At 51.4% G+C, this 14,942-nt stretch carries 21 protein-coding genes (1 of these 21 running past the window's edge); 14 read left to right on the forward strand and 7 right to left on the reverse strand.

Translation table 11 applies throughout. The features are described from left to right. Nucleotides 1-11: 11 nt before the first annotated feature. From rpsE to rplQ, 10 genes are all read left to right on the forward strand, one after another. Nucleotides 12-518, forward strand: a complete 507-nt coding sequence (gene rpsE / locus JQC75_RS01100) for a 30S ribosomal protein S5 (RefSeq protein ID WP_203325704.1) — start codon at nucleotides 12-14, stop codon at nucleotides 516-518. A 6-nt stretch (nucleotides 519-524) separates the two neighbouring features. Then, the gene (gene rpmD, locus JQC75_RS01105; protein ID WP_011758352.1) at nucleotides 525-704 is read left to right on the forward strand and encodes a 50S ribosomal protein L30; all 180 of its coding nucleotides are present in this window, start codon (nucleotides 525-527) and stop codon (nucleotides 702-704) included. A 2-nt stretch (nucleotides 705-706) separates the two neighbouring features. Continuing rightward, nucleotides 707-1,141, forward strand: coding sequence for a 50S ribosomal protein L15 (rplO, locus tag JQC75_RS01110; RefSeq protein ID WP_011758353.1), 435 nt, complete (start codon nucleotides 707-709; stop codon nucleotides 1,139-1,141). A gap of 7 nt (nucleotides 1,142-1,148) precedes the next feature. Then, on the forward strand, nucleotides 1,149-2,489 hold the full coding sequence (gene secY, locus JQC75_RS01115; protein WP_203325705.1) for a preprotein translocase subunit SecY: 1,341 nt from the start codon (nucleotides 1,149-1,151) through the stop codon (nucleotides 2,487-2,489). Nucleotides 2,490-2,510: 21 nt separating this feature from the next. Next, complete coding sequence (rpmJ, locus tag JQC75_RS01120; RefSeq protein WP_011758355.1) at nucleotides 2,511-2,624, forward strand: 50S ribosomal protein L36; 114 nt, start codon at nucleotides 2,511-2,513, stop codon at nucleotides 2,622-2,624. 114 nt (nucleotides 2,625-2,738) lie between these two features. Further along, nucleotides 2,739-3,095: a 30S ribosomal protein S13 gene (gene rpsM / locus JQC75_RS01125; protein ID WP_011758356.1), complete on the forward strand. Its 357-nt coding sequence runs from the start codon at nucleotides 2,739-2,741 to the stop codon at nucleotides 3,093-3,095. A gap of 14 nt (nucleotides 3,096-3,109) precedes the next feature. Continuing rightward, nucleotides 3,110-3,502, forward strand: a complete 393-nt coding sequence (rpsK, locus tag JQC75_RS01130; RefSeq protein WP_011758357.1) for a 30S ribosomal protein S11 — start codon at nucleotides 3,110-3,112, stop codon at nucleotides 3,500-3,502. Nucleotides 3,503-3,533: 31 nt separating this feature from the next. Beyond that, nucleotides 3,534-4,154: a 30S ribosomal protein S4 gene (rpsD, locus tag JQC75_RS01135; RefSeq protein ID WP_011758358.1), complete on the forward strand. Its 621-nt coding sequence runs from the start codon at nucleotides 3,534-3,536 to the stop codon at nucleotides 4,152-4,154. A gap of 24 nt (nucleotides 4,155-4,178) precedes the next feature. Next, nucleotides 4,179-5,168, forward strand: a complete 990-nt coding sequence (locus tag JQC75_RS01140) for a DNA-directed RNA polymerase subunit alpha (RefSeq protein ID WP_011758359.1) — start codon at nucleotides 4,179-4,181, stop codon at nucleotides 5,166-5,168. Nucleotides 5,169-5,207: 39 nt separating this feature from the next. Further along, nucleotides 5,208-5,603 (forward strand): 50S ribosomal protein L17, encoded by a 396-nt coding sequence (gene rplQ, locus JQC75_RS01145; protein ID WP_203325706.1) that lies wholly within the window; start codon nucleotides 5,208-5,210, stop codon nucleotides 5,601-5,603. Nucleotides 5,604-5,657: 54 nt separating this feature from the next. On the opposite strand, the gene JQC75_RS01150 is transcribed toward rplQ, so the two are convergent. The 6 genes from JQC75_RS01150 to ccmA form a co-directional block, all read right to left on the reverse strand. Beyond that, complete coding sequence (locus tag JQC75_RS01150; protein ID WP_203325707.1) at nucleotides 5,658-6,629, reverse strand: ABC transporter substrate-binding protein; 972 nt, start codon at nucleotides 6,627-6,629, stop codon at nucleotides 5,658-5,660. Between the two features lie 80 nt (nucleotides 6,630-6,709). After that, nucleotides 6,710-7,198: a cytochrome c maturation protein CcmE gene (gene ccmE / locus JQC75_RS01155; RefSeq protein WP_203325708.1), complete on the reverse strand. Its 489-nt coding sequence runs from the start codon at nucleotides 7,196-7,198 to the stop codon at nucleotides 6,710-6,712. Beyond that, nucleotides 7,195-7,395, reverse strand: a complete 201-nt coding sequence (ccmD, locus tag JQC75_RS01160) for a heme exporter protein CcmD (protein ID WP_203325709.1) — start codon at nucleotides 7,393-7,395, stop codon at nucleotides 7,195-7,197. The genes ccmE and ccmD overlap by 4 nt, the downstream gene beginning before the upstream one ends. Continuing rightward, nucleotides 7,395-8,141 (reverse strand): heme ABC transporter permease, encoded by a 747-nt coding sequence (locus JQC75_RS01165; RefSeq protein WP_203325710.1) that lies wholly within the window; start codon nucleotides 8,139-8,141, stop codon nucleotides 7,395-7,397. The genes ccmD and JQC75_RS01165 overlap by 1 nt, the downstream gene beginning before the upstream one ends. A gap of 1 nt (nucleotide 8,142) precedes the next feature. Further along, nucleotides 8,143-8,829 carry a heme exporter protein CcmB gene (gene ccmB / locus JQC75_RS01170; protein ID WP_203325711.1) on the reverse strand — a complete coding sequence of 229 codons (687 nt, stop codon included), beginning with the start codon at nucleotides 8,827-8,829 and terminating at the stop codon, nucleotides 8,143-8,145. 11 nt (nucleotides 8,830-8,840) lie between these two features. Then, the gene (ccmA, locus tag JQC75_RS01175; RefSeq protein WP_203325712.1) at nucleotides 8,841-9,536 is read right to left on the reverse strand and encodes a cytochrome c biogenesis heme-transporting ATPase CcmA; all 696 of its coding nucleotides are present in this window, start codon (nucleotides 9,534-9,536) and stop codon (nucleotides 8,841-8,843) included. Nucleotides 9,537-9,804: 268 nt separating this feature from the next. Here ccmA and JQC75_RS01180 point away from each other — a divergent pair, with 268 nt between their 5' ends. Further along, nucleotides 9,805-10,098: a c-type cytochrome gene (locus tag JQC75_RS01180; RefSeq protein WP_203325713.1), complete on the forward strand. Its 294-nt coding sequence runs from the start codon at nucleotides 9,805-9,807 to the stop codon at nucleotides 10,096-10,098. A 165-nt stretch (nucleotides 10,099-10,263) separates the two neighbouring features. Here the strand turns inward: JQC75_RS01180 and ccmI are convergent, their stop codons facing one another. Next, complete coding sequence (gene ccmI, locus JQC75_RS01185; protein WP_203325714.1) at nucleotides 10,264-11,517, reverse strand: c-type cytochrome biogenesis protein CcmI; 1,254 nt, start codon at nucleotides 11,515-11,517, stop codon at nucleotides 10,264-10,266. A 388-nt stretch (nucleotides 11,518-11,905) separates the two neighbouring features. Between ccmI and JQC75_RS01190 the strand changes: the two genes are divergently transcribed. The 3 genes in view from JQC75_RS01190 to nrfF are tightly spaced (at most 14 nt apart) and all read left to right on the forward strand, a layout consistent with a single transcriptional unit that may run on beyond the window. Further along, nucleotides 11,906-13,882: a heme lyase CcmF/NrfE family subunit gene (locus JQC75_RS01190; RefSeq protein ID WP_203325715.1), complete on the forward strand. Its 1,977-nt coding sequence runs from the start codon at nucleotides 11,906-11,908 to the stop codon at nucleotides 13,880-13,882. A gap of 14 nt (nucleotides 13,883-13,896) precedes the next feature. Next, nucleotides 13,897-14,484 carry a DsbE family thiol:disulfide interchange protein gene (locus tag JQC75_RS01195; protein WP_203325716.1) on the forward strand — a complete coding sequence of 196 codons (588 nt, stop codon included), beginning with the start codon at nucleotides 13,897-13,899 and terminating at the stop codon, nucleotides 14,482-14,484. Continuing rightward, nucleotides 14,481-14,942, forward strand: the 5' portion of a protein-coding gene (gene nrfF, locus JQC75_RS01200) for a heme lyase NrfEFG subunit NrfF (RefSeq protein WP_203325717.1). It continues 45 nt past the right edge of the window; the window shows 462 of its 507 coding nt (coding positions 1-462); it begins with the start codon at nucleotides 14,481-14,483; its stop codon lies off the right edge, out of view. The genes JQC75_RS01195 and nrfF overlap by 4 nt, the downstream gene beginning before the upstream one ends.

Below are 14,942 nucleotides of genomic sequence, written 5' to 3' on the forward strand. Positions count from 1 at the left end.
GGTTTATTACAATGGCTAAAGTAGAAGCTCAGCAGCAGAAAGACGATCTGCAAGAGAAACTGATTGCAGTAAACCGTGTTTCTAAAGTAGTTAAGGGCGGTCGTATCTTCAGCTTCACTGCATTGACTGTAGTGGGTGATGGTAACGGTCGTGTTGGCTACGGCTACGGTAAGGCCCGTGAAGTTCCAGCTGCCATTCAAAAGGCAATGGAAAAGGCTCGCCGTAACATGGTGACTGTAGAACTGAACGCAGGCACTCTGCACCACCCCGTTAAGGGACGTCACACTGGTTCGCGTGTTTACATGCAGCCTGCGTCTCAGGGTACCGGTATTATTGCCGGTGGTGCGATGCGCGCCGTATTGGAAGTAGCAGGCGTTCACAACGTACTGTCTAAAGCCTACGGTTCCACTAACCCGATCAACATCGTTCGCGCGACTGTTGATGCTCTGACGCACATGAAGTCACCAGCGCAGGTTGCTGCCAAGCGTGGTCTGAGCGTCGAAGAAATTCGGGGGTAATGCATCATGGCTAAAACTATCAAAGTAACTCAGACCAAAAGTGCCATTGGCCGTTTGCCAAAGCACAAGGCCACTCTGACTGGCCTGGGTCTGCGTCGCATTGGTCACACCGTTGAACTGGAAGATACTCCAGCTGTTCGCGGTATGATCAATAAGGTCTACTACATGGTTAAGGTGGAGGACTGATTATGCGTCTGAACACACTTTCTCCTGCCGTAGGCGCGAAGTCTGCTCCTAAGCGTGTAGGCCGTGGTATTGGTTCTGGCTTGGGCAAGACCGCTGGTCGCGGTCACAAGGGTCAAAAATCTCGTAGCGGCGGCGGTGTACGCCCAGGCTTCGAGGGTGGTCAAATGCCACTGAAGATCCGTCTGCCTAAGTTCGGCTTTACCTCTCGTGTTTCTATGGTAACTGCTGAAGTTCGCCTCGGCGAGCTGGCAAAAGTTAACGGTGATGTTATCGACCTGAACGCACTGAAAGATGCGAACGTAGTAACTCGCAACATCCAGTTTGCGAAAGTCGTTCTTTCAGGTACCATTGAGCGCCCAGTGACCGTAAAAGGTCTGAAGGTTACCAAAGGTGCACGCGCAGCTATTGAAGCTGCTGGCGGAAAGATCGAGGAATAATACGTCGATGGCAAAACCAGGACTTGATTTAAAAAGCGCGAAGGGCGGTCTGTCAGAACTGAAAGCCCGTCTCCTGTTCGTGATTGGTGCAATTATCGTGTTTCGTGCCGGTTCATTTGTACCAATTCCTGGTATTGACGCAGCTGTATTAGCAGAGCTGTTTGCTCAACAGAAGGGAACCATCCTGGGCATGTTTAACATGTTCTCGGGTGGCGCCCTTGAGCGTGCCTCAATATTCGCATTGGGCATCATGCCGTACATCTCGGCATCGATCATCATGCAGTTATTGACTGTAGTGCACCCCGCACTTGCCGAACTGAAAAAGGAAGGTGAGTCTGGACGTCGCAAAATCAGTCAGTATACCCGTTGGGGTACCCTGGTGTTGGGTACATTCCAGTCGATCGGTATCGCAACCGGTCTGCCAAACCTGGTACCAGGTCTGGTAGTGAATCCAGGTTTTGGATTCTATTTCGTTGCGATCGTTAGCTTGGTCACCGGAACTATGTTCCTGATGTGGCTGGGTGAACAGATTACCGAGCGTGGCATTGGTAACGGTATTTCGATCCTGATTTTCGCAGGTATCGTGGCCGGCCTGCCATCAGCTATCGGCCAAACGGCCGAACAGGCGCGTCAAGGTGATTTGAACGTATTGGTATTGTTGTTGATTGGCGTGATAGTATTCGCCGTCACCTATTTCGTGGTGTTTGTGGAGCGTGGCCAGCGTCGTATCGTTGTGAACTACGCGAAGCGTCAGCAAGGGAACAAAATCTTTGCTGCCCAATCCACTCACTTGCCGCTGAAGGTGAACATGGCGGGCGTAATCCCCCCAATCTTTGCGTCCAGCATCATTCTGTTCCCCGGAACCCTGGCTCAGTGGTTCGGTCAGAATGAAGCCCTGTCTTGGCTCAGCGATATTTCGTTGGCCGTAAGTCCCGGGCAGCCGCTGTACTCACTGCTTTATGCAGCAGCAATTATCTTCTTCTGCTTCTTCTATACCGCGCTGGTGTTTAACCCACGTGAGACAGCAGACAATCTGAAGAAGAGTGGTGCGTTCATTCCCGGGATCCGTCCTGGCGAACAGACCTCGCGTTACATTGATAAAGTGATGACCCGACTGACTCTGGCAGGCGCGTTATACATTACCTTTATCTGTTTGATTCCGGAGTTCATGCTCATCGCCTGGAAAGTACAGTTCTATTTTGGCGGTACTTCCCTGTTGATTATGGTGGTAGTGATCATGGACTTCATGGCTCAGGTTCAGACCCATATGATGTCCCATCAGTATGAGTCTGTAATGAAGAAAGCTAACCTTATCAACAAAGCGAATCTTGATCGCTTTGGCCGATAAGTTAGTTTACGGAGTTGTGAAATGAAAGTTCGAGCTTCCGTGAAGAAGATCTGCCGTAACTGCAAGATCATCAAGCGTAGCGGCGTTGTACGCGTTATCTGTGTTGAACCAAAACACAAACAGCGTCAAGGCTAAAAAATCTGGCCAGTCCCTGGTAACAGGGCTGGCCAAAAAATGTTTGCAAAACTGTCACCTGTCGAGTATCCTTTCGGGCTTTTCACAGGTGGCCTTTAACTTAAGGAGTGCATAGTGGCCCGTATAGCTGGCATTAACATTCCTGATCATAAGCACGCAGTCATCGCTTTGACTGCAATCTACGGTATCGGTCGTACTCGCGCAAAAGCCATTTGCGCCGCTACTGCCATTGCTGAAGATGCCAAGATCAAGGAATTGAGCGAAGCTCAAATCGATACCCTGCGCGAAGAAGTTGCCAAATACACAGTAGAAGGTGACTTGCGTCGTGAGGTTTCCATGAACATCAAGCGTCTGATGGACCTTGGTTGTTATCGTGGCCTCCGTCATCGTCGCAGCCTGCCCCTGCGTGGGCAACGTACCAAGACCAATGCGCGTACTCGCAAAGGTCCACGTAAACCTATCAAGAAGTAACGGGAAGGTGAGAAATGGCTAAAGTTCCATCACGTTCTCCGCGCAAGCGCGTACGTAAACAGGTTGCCGATGGCATGGCTCACATCCATGCATCTTTCAATAACACAATCGTGACTATCACCGATCGTCAAGGTAACGCTCTTTCTTGGGCTACTGCAGGTGGTTCAGGCTTCCGTGGTTCACGTAAGTCTACTCCGTTCGCAGCTCAGGTAGCAGCAGAGCGCGCAGGTGTTGCCGCTCAGGACTACGGTCTGAAGAACCTTGAAGTGTTTGTGAAGGGTCCAGGTCCAGGTCGTGAATCAGCCATTCGTGCGCTGAACGCTGTTGGTTATAAAATCACCAACATCACTGACGTGACACCGATCCCACACAACGGTTGTCGCCCTCCTAAGAAACGCCGCGTGTAACGCCGTTAGTTAGGATAGTTGGAGAAAGAACATGGCAAGATACTTGGGTCCCAAGCTCAAGCTCAGCCGCCGGGAAGGTACTGACCTTTTCCTGAAAAGCGGTGTGAGAGCAATTGATTCGAAGTGTAAGCTGGAAACCGCTCCAGGTCAGCACGGTGCGCGCAAGCCACGTCTGTCTGAATACGGTACTCAGCTGCGTGAGAAGCAAAAAGTTCGTCGTATTTACGGTGTGCTGGAAAAGCAATTCCGTAACTACTATAAGGAAGCTGCACGTCTGAAAGGCAACACCGGTGAGAACCTGTTGCAACTTTTGGAAACCCGTCTGGATAACGTAGTTTATCGTATGGGCTTTGGTTCAACTCGTGCCGAAGCACGTCAGCTGGTTAGCCATAAGTCTGTTATGGTAAACGGTCGTGTTGTTAACATCCCTTCATTCAAAGTGTCTGCGAATGATGTAGTAAGCATCCGTGAGAAGTCACGCACTCAAGCCCGTATCAAAGCGGCTTTGGAAGTGGCTGCCCAGCGTGAGAAGCCTACTTGGGTTGAAGTAGACGCCGCTAAGATGGAAGGTGCTTTCAAGCGTCTGCCAGAGCGTAGCGATTTGTCTGCGGATATTAACGAACAGCTGATCGTCGAGCTTTACTCTAAGTAAGGCTAACAAACAAGAGAGGACACAATGCAGGGTTCTGTTACAGAATTTCTTAAACCGCGTCTCGTGGACATCGAGCAGGTTAGCCCAACTCGTGCCAAAGTTACTCTGGAGCCGCTTGAGCGTGGTTTCGGTCACACTTTAGGTAACGCGTTGCGTCGCATCCTTCTGTCGTCCATGCCTGGCTGCGCGGTCACCGAAGTTGAAATCGACGGTGTACTGCACGAATACAGCAGCAAGGAAGGCGTTCAGGAAGACATCCTCGAGATCTTGTTGAACCTGAAAGGTTTGGCAGTGATTCTTGAGGGCAAAGACGAGGCTATGCTCACTCTGAGTAAGTCCGGCGCAGGCCCTGTTACTGCAGCAGACATCACCCATGATGGTGATGTTACTATCGCCAACCCTGATCATGTTATCTGTCACCTGACCGGTAACCATGACATCAGCATGCGTATCCGCGTTGAGCGTGGTCGTGGTTATGTGCCGGCTTCTGCCCGTGCACAGAACGAAGACGACGATCGCCCAATCGGCCGTTTGCTGGTTGACGCTTCTTTCTCACCGGTTGCCCGTATTGCCTACAACGTAGAAGCGGCCCGTGTTGAGCAGCGTACTGACCTGGATAAGCTGGTAATCGATATGACCACTAACGGTACTATCGATCCCGAAGAGGCTATCCGTCGTTCTGCAACTATTCTGGCTGAACAGCTGGATGCGTTTGTAGAACTGCGCGATGTGTCTGTTCCAGAGCAGAAGGAAGAGAAGCCAGAGTTCGATCCAATCCTGCTGCGTCCTGTCGACGATTTAGAGCTTACTGTACGTTCGGCCAACTGCTTGAAGGCCGAAGCGATTCATTACATCGGTGATCTGGTTCAACGCACAGAAGTTGAGCTGCTGAAAACGCCTAACCTGGGTAAGAAATCTCTTACCGAGATCAAGGACGTGTTGGCATCTCGTGGTTTGTCGTTGGGTATGCGTCTGGAAAACTGGCCTCCAGCCAGCTTGGCAGACGACCTGTAAAACCGGATTGGTACAGAGATAGTTTATAAGGATTAGGTCATGCGCCATCGTAAGAGTGGTCGTCAACTTAACCGCAACAGCAGCCACCGTCAGGCTATGTTCCGCAACATGGCTTCTTCACTGGTACGTCACGAGATCATCAAGACTACCGTTGTGAAGGCGAAAGAACTGCGTCGCGTAGTTGAGCCCCTGATTACACTCGCTAAGAGTGATAGCGTTGCAAATCGCCGTTTGGCATTTGCTCGCACCCGCGATCAAGAAGTCGTTGGTAAACTGTTCAACGAATTGGGTCCACGTTACCAGGAGCGTCCTGGTGGTTACACCCGTATTCTGAAGTGCGGTCTGCGTGCCGGTGATAAAGCCCCTATGGCTTACATCGAGCTGGTTGGTCGCCCAGAAGCTGCTCAAGCTGTTGATGTTGAAGCCGCTGAGTAATTGAGCGTTACCAGAAAAACCGGACCTTAGGGTCCGGTTTTTTATGCCTGTAATTTAGTCTACCCAATCAATTTTCCCATCAAGCTTCTCAGGCACTTTGAGTTGCCATTTTTGCAATCCGCTGCGGCTGAACACAAATCGGCCACTGTCATCTATCACCGGATAAATGCTTGATGCCGGTATCCCATTCAGAATTCGCTCCGCCATGCTCGCCGCCGTTTGGCCATGGGTATAGGCATCTAACACGTAGCCGCCGATATTGCCTTGGGGACCAATGGAAAAGTCCCAAAAACCAAAGTGGGGTACAGATGCGTGGTCATGGATCCAAGCCAGCATCTCGTCGGGTTCGGTGTAGCTTCCGTCGATTTCCATGAGGGTATGGTAGAGTCCCACAATAATGGCATCGTAGCCTTTATCTTTTGCGCTGCTCACCTTTTCTCGCCATGTGTCGCTTCGGTTATCCAGGTGAATGTCGATATGAATATTGCCCATCTTTGTGGATGGCTCCATCCGACTCAGGTGGTAGTGGGATACTGTCGCTGTGGTTGAAGCATCAAACAGTACCAGAATGTTAGGCGCCTCCCTTCGGAGCAATGTGCTTAAAAACAACACAGAACGTTTCAACAGAGGTCTTTCGAACACGCCAGTGATCGCACTGAACCGTTCAAGTTCATAGTCACGTGGAATACCGTTAAGACCAAGGAACACCACGGGAACATGCAGGCTGCTTAAACGCGTTGAGAGTAATCTGAAGGCGTTATCGTCACCAACCAATACGAGGTCAGGGTCATAGGACGCCAGCTCATTCCACACCCTGTCAGCGGCTTTCTCATGGTCCTGGGGTTGGATGCGTTTGGTGTCCAGTTGGAAGCGCGTAAGCTGATGGGCAATTAAGACATCTTTAATGCCCTGAACGTATTGATGATCCCAGGCATATTCGGCGTGGTAGCTTTCAAGGATGGCAATTTTGGCGGCGAACGCCGGGAAGAGTAAGAAACTGCATAACAACAAGAGGAAGCGAGACATGGCGTCATCTCCGTGAATGACTTATCCAAGTATAGTCTCGCCAATAAAAAGAAAGCCTCCGATTGGAGGCCCTCGAGGGATTAGCGGGAACCGCCTTTCTGAGTCTCGGTGTACTCCAGCTTTTCATGGTTTTTGCCCATGGCCTCAGCCACTTCTGGTGGCATGTAGTTCTCGTCATGTTTGGCGAGCACTTCACTGGCCTGCAGCTTACCATCTTCGGTCAGAACACCCTGAGCGACGATACCCTGACCTTCACGGAACAGATCCGGCAATAAGTCATCATAGGTCACTATCACTTCGCCACCGCCGGCATCATGTACAGCGAATTCCACATGTAGACTGTTGGGATCGCGAATCATGGAACCCACGGTCACCATGCCACCGACACGGATGCGCTGGCCGACTTCAGGCTTGATGCCCGTATCGGCCTTGCCTTGAACGATTTCAGTTGGGGTATAGAACAGATTCAGGTTGGTGTTCAGTGCATACAGCAATAAAGACGCCACAGCGGCCACACCACCAATCAAACCTACTGCAAGTGCAAGTCTTTTCTTACGTCTTGGGTTCATGCTTTGTTGCTCCGGCTTTCTTTAAGGCGCTCTTCCCGCGCGATTTTCTTAGCGATTTCCGTGAGTACCTTGCCTTTTTGGCGCGTGCTAAGAACGATGAGGGTTAAAAGGCTGGTGAAGGTAACACCATAGGCCAGCCACACATAGAAGGCGTAGCCCCCCATGTTGATAAAGTCTGCAAAGGAATCAAATTGCATTATTTAGCTCCTTGAGCCAGGGCCATCTCACGCACCCAGGGACGCATGGCATTGCGCGCCAGGATTTCGGCCTTGAATCGAACCAGGGTCAAAGCACCGATCATCAGACCAAAGCCAACGATATTGATGAGCAGTGGATACAGCATGTCGGAAGACATGGTGGACTTTTCGGTGATGCGGATGGTGGAAGGCTGGTGCAGAGAACTCCACCATTCCACTGAATACTTGATGATGGGGATGTTAATCACGCCCACAATCGCCAGAATACCTGCCGCGCGTGCCGCCAGTACCTTGTCTTCGAAAGAAGCGTATAGCGCTATCACACCCAGATACAGGAACAGCAATACCAGTTCTGATGTCAGGCGAGCATCCCACACCCACCAGGTGCCCCACATGGGTTTGCCCCAGGTGGCGCCGGTAAAGAGGGCGATGAAGGTTACCACGGCACCGATAGGTGCTATGGCCGCAGCCGTCCAATCGGCTGCCTTGATTTGCCATACCAGACCAATAAAGGCTGAGGTGGCCATGCCCATATATGCAGCCATCGACATCGATGCCGCGGGTACGTGAATGAAGATGATGCGATAGCTGTCGCCCTGTTGATAGTCAGTCGGAGCAAACAGCAGTCCCCATATGGTGCCCGTGGCGATAAAGGCTAACGCCAGGAAGGCAAACCAGGGCAAGAGTTTGTCTGATAACTTGTAGGCACGCTCGGGATCGGCGTAAGGATGTAACCACTTCCACATATTAGTTAGTACTCACTCTTAAAGAGGCGCCTATGGCAAATGGCGCCAGTGTTAAAGACCCAACCAGCATGGCACCTATTATAGCGAGCTGGCCATCGTAGGGTAAATTCATTCCCGCTGCATCAATGGCACTGGTCGCAAAAATCAGTACCGGAATATAGAGCGGCAGGATTAGCAGGCTCAGCAATACACCGCCTTTACGCAATCCCACCGTTAGTGCCACACCAATGGCACCCAGCAGACTCAGCACCGGCGTACCCAGTGCCAGTGTGGACATCAGCGCACCGTAGCTGTTGTCCTCAAGGTGAAGCAGTACCGCCAGTAAGGGGGAAACCAAAATCAGCGGCACACCGGTAAGTAGCCAATGAGCCAGCACTTTTGCCAGTACCGTCAGATAGAGCGGCTGTGGGCTAAGCAACATTTGCTCGAGGGAGCCGTCACTGAAATCGGCTTTGAATAAACGCTCAAGCGATAACATTGAAGCCAACAGGGCCGCTACCCATATAATTCCCGGAGCAATGCGGGTAAGAACCTGTGGTTCGGGTCCTATGCCCAGCGGGAACAGGGTTACTACCATCACAAAAAACAGCAGAGGATTAAAAATGTCTCCGCGGTGGCGGATGGCAATCTTTAAATCCCGTTTGAGTACAGTGCCAAATGCCTGGGTATAACTAATGCCTCTTTTCATGCACGCCAACCTTATATGAACCTGTACTCAAGTTTGAGTTTGCGAAGCCGCTCATCCTTGATGAGACCCATATCCTGGTGAGTGGTCAGGATCACACAGCCGCCATTGTCGGCATGCTTGAGAAACAGTTGTTCCAACTCTGCTACACCGCGCTTATCGATGGCAGTAAAGGGTTCATCGAGGATCCAGACTTTACAGTTGTTGTGCCAAAGCCTTGCCAGTGCCGTGCGCCTGTGTTGGCCGGCAGACAGATGTCCGGCCAGCGCTTCTTCAAATCCTTTAAGGTTGACCTTGGCGAGGATCTCGCCAGTATCGAAATCATCATAGCCACTGAGCCTTAAATTGAAGTTAAGGTTCTCTTCGGCGGTCAACTCACTTTTGACGCCGGCCAAATGACCCAAATAAAGGAGGTCTTCATTAAATTCATCACGGCAACGGCCAATATCTTCATTGCGGTAAAACACGCTGCCGGCGTAAGGGCGGGATAGTCCGGCAAGGATACGGAGCAGGCTGGTTTTACCTGCGCCATTGGGACCTTCGATTTGAATGATATCGCCTTCGTTTACGCTGAAACTCAATTCGTCGAAGAGGATCCTTTCTTCACGAATGCAGGTCAGCTTCTCGGCAGATACCAGTGAGTGGGCTGTTATTGTTGGTAGTGTCACTGAGACCTCTAATACCGCGTAATCCTGTGCTGATACTAACATACTTGAAATCCAGGGTTTACCGATGAAGTGGACTAAGTATCAGCAATTTGATGCAGTTCCAATAAGTGTAATGATGCCGGAACTTTTTTAATATTTGCTAATATATTGCCGATTTTGTGGTGTAAATCTCATCCTCTAAAACAAGCTGGGAGAGAACTCACAAAAAGGTGAGATCTTTTGAAGTTTGTAGTACCCTTAGCTCGCTAAAACCAGTCTGCCTTCGAGGGCAGCGTTGAGCATGTAAGTATTTGCATTAGGAACATTGAACATGAAAAAACTGTTAGCAATGACTGCAGTAGCTGCTCTGACTATGGCTGCCAGCGTATCTGCCCAAGAAGGTGAAGCTGTATACAACAAGGCTTGCCAGGTATGTCACAGCATGGGCGTAGCCGGTGCCCCTAAGGCACACGATGCTGCCCAGTGGGAACCTCGTATGGCCAAAGGTATTGACGCTCTGGTTGCCAGCGTTAAAGCAGGCCTGAACGCCATGCCTCCAGGCGGTATGTGCACTGACTGTACCGACGAAGACTACAAGAACGCCATTGAGTTCATGTCCAAGTAATTGGAATGTAGTTTGAAAAACCGGCCCTCAGGCCGGTTTTTTATTGCCCGGAATTTACAGCCCGTATTTGCAATGCGCTCCATGCCGCAGCCATCACCCGGCAAACAAAAAAGCCGACTGATAGCCGGCTTTCCTGAGAGTGTTGCGCGAACTTGTTGTCAGGGCTTATTGCACCAGGGTATCCAGTACCAGATTCACAGACTCACCGCCAACCGCGACTTCGTTGAGGCTGCCTTTGAGGTCACCCGACTGTGGTTTCACACTGCCGTGCTTTGACAGTACCGCAATGATCTCAACTTGCTTGGCGCTGCTGAGTTTCACGTCTCCGCCCATATTGGTGCTGTCATCCAGGGTCACTGTGGCTGGCAACGCCTTGGCGCTGATCTTGGTCGCGGCCAGAGGGACTTTTGGGCCTTCAGTCGCACGGGCAAAGATAAACAGCATATCTGAATCGCTGACATTGGCAGCAAGCTCAGGTGATACGGAAATTTGCACTGTTACCGTTTGTTCTGCCTTGGCAATTGGCTGATGTACGCTGTCCTGGGGCATCTCACCGGATTCGGCGGCCATCTTCATCCGTGCGGTTTCGATAGCGTTCATCAGCGCGGTTCTATCGATATCGGTGCGCTCGGTAGCCAGAATGCTCTGCCATGCGTCGATAGCTTTTTGATAGTTTGCGGTAAAGAATGAATCCATGCCCACCAACAGCAGCGTTGAGGGATCCTGCGGATCCAGTGACAAAGACTGGTCTATCAACGCCTGGATCTCGGCCGACATCTGTTGATTATTCTTGTAGTAAAGGGCTGTGGCTTTGGGACCCAGTAATTCAGCATGGGTACCTACCAGCGCCATCACCTTATCAAAGGCGTTGACGGCTTCATCAAAACGGTTGGCAGAAATATAGGCGTGGCCCAGGTTAAACCAGGCTTGGCTGTTGTCAGGTTCGGCTTGTACGGCCATTTCCATCATCTGTACCCGCTGGGACATGATCTGTTCGGCGGTCATACCTTCATGTGGATTGGCGGCACGGGGAGGGTTGGCCACGTTTTCATACTGGCCGAGGTGCTGATACATGTATCCGGAAATACCCAGGATAGTCACTGACATGACCACAGGCCAGAGCAGGCCTTTGGGCTTTACAGTGTTAACCAGAGACTCGTCATTGCCCTGCTTGATGTCCTGCAGCAGGCTAATCTCGAGTTCTTTTTTCAGCGCTTCGAATTCCTGATTATCCAACAGACCTTCGGCCAGTTCTTTTTCCAGAATCGCTAAACGTTCGTTAAAGAGTTCGAGGTTGGTTTGCTTTCGCACACCAGCTTCTTCTGCCTGTAGCAGACGCTGCTGCCGGAAGTGGGGCACCCAGATCAGCATAAGGCCGATCAGCACAACAAATGCAATCAAAATCCAGAATGTGGTCATTATCTTATATTACCTTGGTTGCCTTGAATGGCGATACCGCCGGGTTTGCGGGTGAGATTATACGATAAGCATATTCATTGAACAGTAATATAAGCTTAAGCCCCGAGCCGAAACGCCAGAGTTGGGCACTGGTTCACAGAAAGCTGATTTAACTGCAACCAATTGGCAATAATGGGGTCAGAATGTTCGCCCAAGGGTGGTTGGGTGCAAATTTCGCCTATGGCATAAGAATGAGACTGGCCACCCAGATTTGCGCGAAAGTGGCAGACAGGAACTATAGCAACTACTAAAATGGCGCAAATTCGCAAAAACTAATGTGTGATTCATGTTGTGGGTCGATAGTAGTTGTAAGGCTGTCGACCCGGACTAATAAGACTGAGGAGTACCCATGATCCCGGAACTTGGACACTTTGCGCTGATAACAGGACTGGCATTTGCCATACTGCTCAGCTGCGTGCCGCTCATTGGAGTCGCGCGCAAAGATCAGTATCTCGTGCGCTACGCCTGGCCATTGGCCTACGGTATGTTTCTGTTCATTGCACTGTCTGTTGTGACGCTGGCGTACAGCTTCGCAGTCGATGATTTCTCAGTCGCTTACGTGGCACACCATTCCAACTCACAGTTGCCCAGCTTCTTCAAGATAGCTGCCGTTTGGGGTGGTCACGAAGGCTCCCTGCTGTTTTGGGTGTTTTCCCTTTCAGTATGGGCCGCTGCAGTAGCCAAATTCAGTAAGGGATTGGAAGAGGTCTTTACCGCCCGGGTACTGGCGGTGCTCGGTATGATTACCGTGGGCTTTACTCTGTTCATGCTGCTGACCTCGAGCCCGTTCGAGCGCCTGTTCCCGACACCAATGGAAGGTCGTGACCTTAACCCCATGCTGCAGGACGTAGGTCTTATCTTCCACCCACCTATGCTGTACCTGGGTTATGTGGGCTTCTCGGTCAGCTTTGCGTTTGCGATTGCAGCGTTGCTCAGTGGTCGTCTCGACTCAGCCTGGGCCCGCTGGAGCCGTCCGTGGACGCTGGCGGCGTGGATTTTCCTGACCGGTGGTATCGCGCTGGGTTCCTGGTGGGCTTACTATGAGCTTGGCTGGGGTGGCTGGTGGTTCTGGGATCCGGTAGAGAACGCCTCCTTTATGCCATGGCTGATTGGTACAGCTCTGGTGCATTCGCTGATTGTAACCGAGAAGCGCGGCACCTTCCGTAACTGGACGGTACTGTTGTCTATCTTTGCTTTCTCCCTGAGTTTGCTCGGTACTTTCATCGTACGTTCCGGCGTACTGACCTCGGTGCACTCCTTTGCTGCCGACCCAAGCCGCGGCATGTTTATCTTGCTGCTCCTCGGTCTTGCCATTGGTGGTTCGCTTACCCTGTTTGCATTCCGTGCCAGCGATATGAACAGCCCGGCAAAGTTTGAGCTGTGGTCAAAAGAAACCATGCTGCTGGTATGTAACCTCATGCTGACCGTGGCCTGCGGTACAGTGTTGCTGGGCACCCTGTACCCGCTGCTGATTGATGCGCTGGGTATGGGTAAGATTTCTGTTGGCCCACCATACTTCAACGCCGTGTTCGTTCCCATCATTCTTGTCATGTTCGTCTTCATGGGTATTGGCCCCATCATCCGTTGGAAGAAGGCCAAAGAAGGTGAAGTAAAACGTCAGCTGATGATCCCGGCTATCATATCTGCCGTGGTGGGCATTGCTGTGCCTTTCGTTGTCGGCGGTGCTTTTAACGCCTGGGTTGCGTTGGGTATTGCCGCTGCTGTGTGGATTACCCTGGCGTCGCTGCGTGCCGGTTATAACATCATCAAGACTAACGAAGGTCTGAGTCTTGCTCGTATGGGGCGCAGTCAGTTGGGCATGATAATCGCGCACCTGGGTATCGCGGTCTCGGTAGTGGGTGGCACCATGGTGTCCAACTACTCCATCGAGAAGAGCGTACGTATGGGACCGGGTATCAGCCATGAGCTTGCCGGTTATACCTTCAAGTTTACCGAGACCAAAAACGTAGTTGGCCCCAACTACACAGCACAGCAAGGTCAGATTGAGGTGTATAAAGGTGATAAGTTCCTGACACTGCTCAAACCAGACCGCCGTCAGTACAATGTGCGCACCATGGACATGACCGAGGCCGGTATCGACTGGGGTCTGTTCCGCGACTTGTATGTCACCATGGGTGATCCTATCAGCGCGACTGAATACGCTGTGCGTCTGAACTATAAGCCGTTTGTGCGTTGGTTATGGTTCGGCGGTATTTTCATGATGGTGGGTGGCTTCTTCGCGGCCTCGGATAAGCGTTATCGTGTTAAGACAACGGTATCCGATAAAGAGAAAGAAGCGGCCAAAGGTAACCTGGCTACAGCCTGAAAATTGGAGAAAAGATGAAGAAGCTGGTCTTATTCATTCCATTGGCACTGTTTCTGGGGATGGGGATATTCCTCTACAAGGGCTTATTCCTGAATCCTCAGAAACTGGACTCGGCACTCGAAGGTAAGCCAATTCCGGCTTTCCAGTTGGAAAAACTGGAAACACCCGGTGAAATGATTACCCAGGAAGACCTTAAAGGTCAGGTGTCACTGCTGAATGTGTGGGCAACCTGGTGTCCATCCTGTAAGTACGAGCACCCGTTCCTGATGACACTGACTCGCCAGAAGCTGGTGCCGATTTATGGCATCAATTATCGCGATGAGCGTGCAGAAGCCATACGTGAGCTTCGCCATCAGGGCGACCCCTATGTGTTGAACATCTTTGACAAAGATGGCCGTCTGGGATTGGACCTGGGTGTTTACGGTGCACCTGAAACCTTCCTGGTCGATCACCAGGGTATTATTCGCTTCCGTTTTGCCGGTCCTGTTGACCAGCGTGTGTGGAACGAAACTCTTTATCCAATGGTTAAGCAGTTGCAGCAGGAGGCCGCTGCAGAAGCAGCCGCCTCCGGGCAATCCAGTGCGACAGGAGCAGCCTCATGAAGCCACTGAACTATCTACTGGCGATGATACTGCTCTGTTTCAGCTCCCTGACGCTCGCAACGCCGGTAGACACATATGAGTTTAAGTCCGCCGACAATCAAAAGCGTGCCTTGTCGCTGGCACATGAACTGCGTTGCCCACAATGCCAGAACCAGAATCTCATCGACTCCAATTCGCCGGTTGCCCGCGACCTGCGTTTGGAAGTGTACAAGATGGTGGATGAAGGCAAGTCAGACGACCAGATTATCGAGTTTATGACCACCCGCTACGGTGACTTCGTACTCTATAAGCCCAGAATGGAAGGACGTACCTACGCTTTGTGGCTGGGGCCGGTGATCCTGCTGTTGATTGGCTTGACTGCCGGTATCTTGTTTATCCGTAAACAAAGAAGCCAGCCCGTTGAAGCTGCCGATCTCACGCCTGAGCAACAAGCTGAACTCGATGCCCTGCTGAAGGGC

The organism is Shewanella litorisediminis (assembly GCF_016834455.1).
GTDB classification, from domain to species: Bacteria; Pseudomonadota; Gammaproteobacteria; order Enterobacterales; family Shewanellaceae; genus Shewanella; species Shewanella litorisediminis.

Coding starts and splice junctions, on each gene's coding strand:
- rpsE (WP_203325704.1), top strand. CDS start 12: ATGGCTAAAGTAGAAGCTCAGCAGCAGAAAGACGATCTGCAAGAGAAA.
- rpmD (WP_011758352.1), top strand. CDS start 525: ATGGCTAAAACTATCAAAGTAACTCAGACCAAAAGTGCCATTGGCCGT.
- rplO (WP_011758353.1), top strand. CDS start 707: ATGCGTCTGAACACACTTTCTCCTGCCGTAGGCGCGAAGTCTGCTCCT.
- secY (WP_203325705.1), top strand. CDS start 1,149: ATGGCAAAACCAGGACTTGATTTAAAAAGCGCGAAGGGCGGTCTGTCA.
- rpmJ (WP_011758355.1), top strand. CDS start 2,511: ATGAAAGTTCGAGCTTCCGTGAAGAAGATCTGCCGTAACTGCAAGATC.
- rpsK (WP_011758357.1), top strand. CDS start 3,110: ATGGCTAAAGTTCCATCACGTTCTCCGCGCAAGCGCGTACGTAAACAG.
- rpsD (WP_011758358.1), top strand. CDS start 3,534: ATGGCAAGATACTTGGGTCCCAAGCTCAAGCTCAGCCGCCGGGAAGGT.
- JQC75_RS01140 (WP_011758359.1), top strand. CDS start 4,179: ATGCAGGGTTCTGTTACAGAATTTCTTAAACCGCGTCTCGTGGACATC.
- rplQ (WP_203325706.1), top strand. CDS start 5,208: ATGCGCCATCGTAAGAGTGGTCGTCAACTTAACCGCAACAGCAGCCAC.
- JQC75_RS01150 (WP_203325707.1), bottom strand. CDS start 6,629: ATGTCTCGCTTCCTCTTGTTGTTATGCAGTTTCTTACTCTTCCCGGCG.
- ccmE (WP_203325708.1), bottom strand. CDS start 7,198: ATGAACCCAAGACGTAAGAAAAGACTTGCACTTGCAGTAGGTTTGATT.
- ccmD (WP_203325709.1), bottom strand. CDS start 7,395: ATGCAATTTGATTCCTTTGCAGACTTTATCAACATGGGGGGCTACGCC.
- JQC75_RS01165 (WP_203325710.1), bottom strand. CDS start 8,141: ATGTGGAAGTGGTTACATCCTTACGCCGATCCCGAGCGTGCCTACAAG.
- ccmB (WP_203325711.1), bottom strand. CDS start 8,829: ATGAAAAGAGGCATTAGTTATACCCAGGCATTTGGCACTGTACTCAAA.
- ccmA (WP_203325712.1), bottom strand. CDS start 9,536: ATGTTAGTATCAGCACAGGATTACGCGGTATTAGAGGTCTCAGTGACA.
- JQC75_RS01180 (WP_203325713.1), top strand. CDS start 9,805: ATGAAAAAACTGTTAGCAATGACTGCAGTAGCTGCTCTGACTATGGCT.
- ccmI (WP_203325714.1), bottom strand. CDS start 11,517: ATGACCACATTCTGGATTTTGATTGCATTTGTTGTGCTGATCGGCCTT.
- JQC75_RS01190 (WP_203325715.1), top strand. CDS start 11,906: ATGATCCCGGAACTTGGACACTTTGCGCTGATAACAGGACTGGCATTT.
- JQC75_RS01195 (WP_203325716.1), top strand. CDS start 13,897: ATGAAGAAGCTGGTCTTATTCATTCCATTGGCACTGTTTCTGGGGATG.